Origin of the sequence: Streptomyces sp. SID5785 (assembly GCF_009870065.1) — a bacterium.
Classification (GTDB): Bacteria; Actinomycetota; Actinomycetes; order Streptomycetales; family Streptomycetaceae; genus Streptomyces.
On record NZ_WWIA01000346.1, the window covers coordinates 1 to 4,832 of the forward strand.

Here is a 4,832-nt window from a genome sequence, read left to right on the forward strand (position 1 = left end):
GGGCGGGCGCGGCGGGCGGACCCGGCCGACCCCGGCCGTCGTGGTGCTCGCGCTGCTCCTGGTGGCCGGGCTCGGCCTGTACTGGGGTCCGGTGCTCGGGATGAGCGACGCGGACCTGGACGGGATGGGCGGGCTCGGCCTCGTCTCCGTCCTGTCCCCCGTCACCCTGCTCGGCGGTGCGCTCCTGATCGGCGTCTTCGCCTCGCTCCTCTGGCTCGAACGGCCGCACAGGTGGCTGCTGCTGCTGACGCTGCTCGCGACCGTGGTGTCGCTGCACGCGCTGCCGGCCGTGATCGAGACGGAGCCGCGGTTCGCGACCGCCTGGCAGCACCTCGGCTTCATGGACTACATCGACCGCACGGGCGCCGCGGTCCCGGACCTGGACGCCCGCTGGAGCTGGCCCGGCTTCTTCGCGGCGGCCGCGTTCCTCGCGCAGGCCTGCGGGGTGGACGACCTGGGCGAGGTCATCCGCTGGTGGCCGACGGCGATCCAACTGCTGTACCTGGCGCCGATGTTCCTGCTGCTGCGCTCGGTGCGGGCGAGCTGGAAGGCCAAGTGGACCGGGCTGTGGATCTTCGTCCTGAGCGGCTGGGTCGGCCAGGACTACTTCTCGCCGCAGGGCTTCACGTATCTGCTCTACCTCGTCTTCGTCGCGATCCTGCTGGTCTGGTTCCGGGCGCCGCGCGTCCTGTGGTCGGGGCGCCGGCCGGGCGAGACGGAGGTGGAGCCGACCGACCGGCGCCAACGTGCCGTGCTGCTCGTGGTACTGATCGCGCTGTTCGCGGCGACGGTGCCGGCGCACCAGCTGACGCCGTTCGTGATGCTGGGCGTGCTCGCGGTGCTCGTGATGGCGGGCCGCTGCGAACTGCGCGGCCTGCCGCTCCTGTTCGGCGTGATCGTCACGGCGTGGCTGGGCTTCCTGGCCGAGCCGTACTGGTCGGGGCACTTCAACGACCTGTTCGGCGGGGTCGGCGGAGTCGGGGGCAATGTCACGTCCTCCGTCTCCGGCCGGATCCAGGGCGGCAGTTCGTCGCACAAGCTGGTCCTGTACGTGCGGGTGCTGCTCGCCGGCGGCGTGCTGGCGTTCGCCTGCTGGGGCTGGTGGCGGCGGCGCGACTGGAAGTACCGGGAGCGTGCGCTCCTGATCCTGACGTTCGTGCCGTTCCTCGGCTTCGGGATGCAGTCCTACGGCGGCGAGATGGCGCTGCGCGTCTTCATGTTCGCGCTGCCGGGCGCCGCGCTACTGGCGGCGCTCGCCCTGTTCCCGCGCACGGGCGTCACGCCGAAGGAGCGGGACAGGGACCGGATCAGCCTGGCGCCGCTGGCGGCGCTGATGGCGGGCCTGGTCCTGTTCGGCGGGTTCCTCGTGGCGCGCTGGGGCAACGAGCCGTTCGAGCGCATCAGACCGGGCGAGGTCGCGGCGATGGACTACGTCTACGCCCACGACGAGCCGACGGTCCGGCTGCTGTGGATGAGCAACGACACGGTCGACAACGTCACCCCGGCGCTGCCCTGGGGCGCCCGCGACATGGAAAAGGTCCAGTACGTGCCGACGCTCGCGCCCGTGGACCCGGTCCTCGTCGGCGGGCTCGTCAAGGCGCTCAAGGACGCGGGACCGAACTCGTACCTGATGATCAACAAGAGCCAGGTGGTCTATCTCCAGCTCGACGTGGGCTACTCGCGGACCTGGCCGGCGCGGCTGACGGAGAACCTGGACCGGCGCCCCGAGCTGCGCAAGGTGTACGTCAACGAGGACGTGACGATGTACCGGCTGCGCGAGGAGCCGCCGGGCGCGGTCGCCCAGGCCGAACCCGGGCCGGTCGGCCCGCAGATCACCTGGACGCCGTGGACCGTGGTGGGCGCGCTCGCCACCGTCGCCCTGATCGTGCTCCTGACGGCGCGCGAGGTCCTGCGGGTCGCGGCCCGGCCGAGCGTGCGCACCCTGCGCCGACTCCAGAGCAGCTTCTGGTTCTCACTGCCGCTGCTCGCGGTGGTGCTGGCCTCGCTGGTCCAGCGGTTCCTCACGATGGGCCTGCACTGAGATTTGCCGCGCTCGGCCCGGGCCGGGCCGAGCGCGGCGCATGTCGGAGGACCGGGCGCCCGGTCTCTGCCCCGAGCACCCCTACCGGCGCAGCCACTTCACCTCGTAGCCCTGCATCTGGAACCGCTTGCCGTCGATCTTCGCGTCGATCGCCCTGTTCAGCGTGTTGACCACGAGGACCGCCTTGTCGTCGGCGAGGACGCGCACGTTGGGCCGGTCGTCGGGGGCGACGTCGACCTTCTCGTACGTGGTGCCGGGGCCGAACTCCTCGTCGAACCGCGAGACCAGGCCGAACATGGGCAGCGCCGCGCCCCCGGACGCGCGGTCGGTGGGGCGCCACAGGCACCCGGCGCAGGAGGCGCCCTTCTCGTCCTCCGGGTTCCAGTAGAAGCCGGAGGTGGCGCCGCCGCGGGCCAGCGCGATCAGGCCGGCGGCCTGCACGGCGACCCGGTGGGGTTCGCTCCAGCCCTGCCGCTCGTCCTTGCTGTCGGCGGGCTCCACGTAGTACTCGGCCCACCACAACGGCAGCCCGTCCGTCTGCCGTTCGATCCAGCGGCTGACCGCGGTGAGCTTGTCGGTGGCGCCGAACTCGTCGGGCAGCAGCTCGTCGTCGTTGGTGTAGCTGGAGCCGTCGACGACGACGAAGTCGGCGCCCGCCCGGTGCGCGTTCCAGTAGTCGAACGCGTCGACGATCCGCTGGTCCATGCGCCCCCAGGCGCCCTTGACCTCGTCGGACGTGCCCTCGGTCTGCTTCGGGTCGAGGCTGTCCATCACCAGGTAGGGGCCGCCGACCATGATGTCCTTGTCGACCTTCTTGAGGGCCTTGTAGACGAGGTTGTAGAGCTTGGTGTAGCCCTCGTAGTCCCAGCGGGACTCCCCGTCGTTCCAGAAGCCCTTGAACTCGTTCCACACGATGAAGTGGCGGACGTCCGGATAGCGCTTGGCGACCGTCACCGCGAGGTCCGCGAAGTCCTGGAAGTGCTCCGGGTCGGGCGCCTTCTCCAGGCTGGCCTTGCTCCAGTCGGTGCTGTCGACGCCGGACCTGCCGCCCTTCATCCAGTCCGGCGCGCAGCACAGCGTGACGACCGGGGTGCCGCCGGACGCGCGGACGAAGTCGATGCGGCGGTCCATCGCCTCGAAGTCGTAACGGCCCTCCACGGGCTCGGGGTTGTCCGCGCCCCAGCCCATGATGTGCTGGTTCTGCGGCATCGGGTGTGCGCCGAGCAGCTTCTCGGCGCGCGCGGTCGCCTCGGCCGGCCCCTCGTCCGCGGAGAACTGCGTGTGGGTGAAGCCCCAGCCGACCTCGGGTCCCCGCTGCTTCGACGGCTCCCCCGGCGTGCCGTGCACCTTGTCGCCGTCGGCCGTGGTGCCCTCGGCGCCGGATCCCTGGTCGGGCAGGGTGCTGAGCACGGTCAGCACCAGGGCCAGTACGGCCAGTCCCACGCCGACGAGCGCGGTGAGCCGCCACCGCCCCGCCCCCGAATTCCACCCATGACGTCCCATCAAGGGCAAGATTACCGAGGGCCGTCGGCGGAGGGACAGACTCCGATGCCACAAGGCCGTCACAAGCCGGGACGGGACGCGCTGCGTAAATCCTGTGCGGGCAGCGCATTCGTGCCGGATCATGGCGGCATGTCTGAGAACCCGTTCGACGCGCTGCCGGTCCGGCTGGGGGTCGACGACAGCGACTCGCCCGCCGACGTCGTCGACGCGCTCTTCCTCGGCCGCTTCGCCAAGGGCGAGCAGCCGCACTCCCATGCGGTGAACATCGACCGGGTCCGCTCCAGCGCGACGCTGCTGCCGCCACAGGCCCGGGTGCTGCGCTCCGCGCGTGACGACGACCGCAGCGCCACGCTCGCCGAGGGCGACGGCTGGACGCTGCTCGTCTCCCGGTGGAACAGGGGCGCGGACGTCACGGTCACGGCCACGACGGCCGAGCTCGCCGAGACCGTCCTGAAGCAGGCCACCGACGGTGCGGCCGACGAGCCCGAACCCCAGCCGGAGAACGTGACGATGGGCTTCTGGTACGTCTCGCCGCGCCGCGGTCCGCACCGCACGACCCGGCAGATCGCGGCCGGCACGTGGGACGAGGTCCGGGCCAACTACACGGCGCCGGTGGCCGAGGCGATGGACACCCTGATGACGACGCGGCCCGAGGACATCGCGGGCCGGCTGCTCCTGCTGCACGGTCCGCCCGGCACCGGCAAGACCTCGGCGCTGCGCACCCTGGCCCGGTCCTGGCGGGACTGGTGCCAGGTGGACTGTGTGCTCGACCCGGAGCGCCTGTTCACCGACGTCGGCTACCTGATGGACATCGCGATCGGCGAGGACGACGGCTCGGCAAACGGCCGGTGGCGGCTGCTGCTGCTCGAGGACTGCGACGAGCTGATCCGCGGCGAGGCCAAGCACACCGCGGGGCAGGCCCTGTCGCGGCTGCTCAACCTGACCGACGGCCTGCTCGGCCAGGGGCGGAACGTGCTGGTGGGTGTCACCACCAACGAGGACCTGGAGCGGCTGCACCCCGCGGTGGTGCGGCCCGGGCGCTGTCTGGCCCGTATCGAGGTGGGGGCGCTCAGCCGGGCCGAGTCGGTGGAGTGGCTCGGGACGGAGGAGGGGGTGGGGCATGCGGGGGCGACGCTGGCGGAGTTGTACGCGTTGCGCCGCGGGGTGTCTCCGACGGCTGTGCCGGATCCCCGGGGTTCTGCGGATGCGGGGCTGTATCTGTAGCCCCGGGCCGGGGTCCTGCTTTCGGCTCTCCGTCCGGTGGGGGCTGGTCGCGCAGTTCCCCGCG

The 4,832-nt window shown here is 71.8% G+C and carries 2 protein-coding genes and 1 pseudogene; 2 read left to right on the top strand and 1 reads right to left on the bottom strand.

Annotated elements, in window-relative coordinates; genetic code table 11:
- A pseudogene (locus GTW43_RS11315) lies at window positions 1-2,041 on the top strand (lipopolysaccharide biosynthesis protein); the annotation flags it as partial.
- Between the two features lie 81 nt (window positions 2,042-2,122).
- Here GTW43_RS11315 and GTW43_RS11320 read toward each other — a convergent pair.
- Complete coding sequence (locus tag GTW43_RS11320; RefSeq protein ID WP_161301525.1) at window positions 2,123-3,544, bottom strand: xylan 1,4-beta-xylosidase; 1,422 nt, start codon at window positions 3,542-3,544, stop codon at window positions 2,123-2,125.
- A 129-nt stretch (window positions 3,545-3,673) separates the two neighbouring features.
- On the opposite strand from GTW43_RS11320, the gene GTW43_RS11325 reads away from it, so the two are divergent.
- Complete coding sequence (locus GTW43_RS11325; protein WP_161301526.1) at window positions 3,674-4,768, top strand: DUF5925 domain-containing protein; 1,095 nt, start codon at window positions 3,674-3,676, stop codon at window positions 4,766-4,768.
- Window positions 4,769-4,832: the final 64 nt, after the last annotated feature.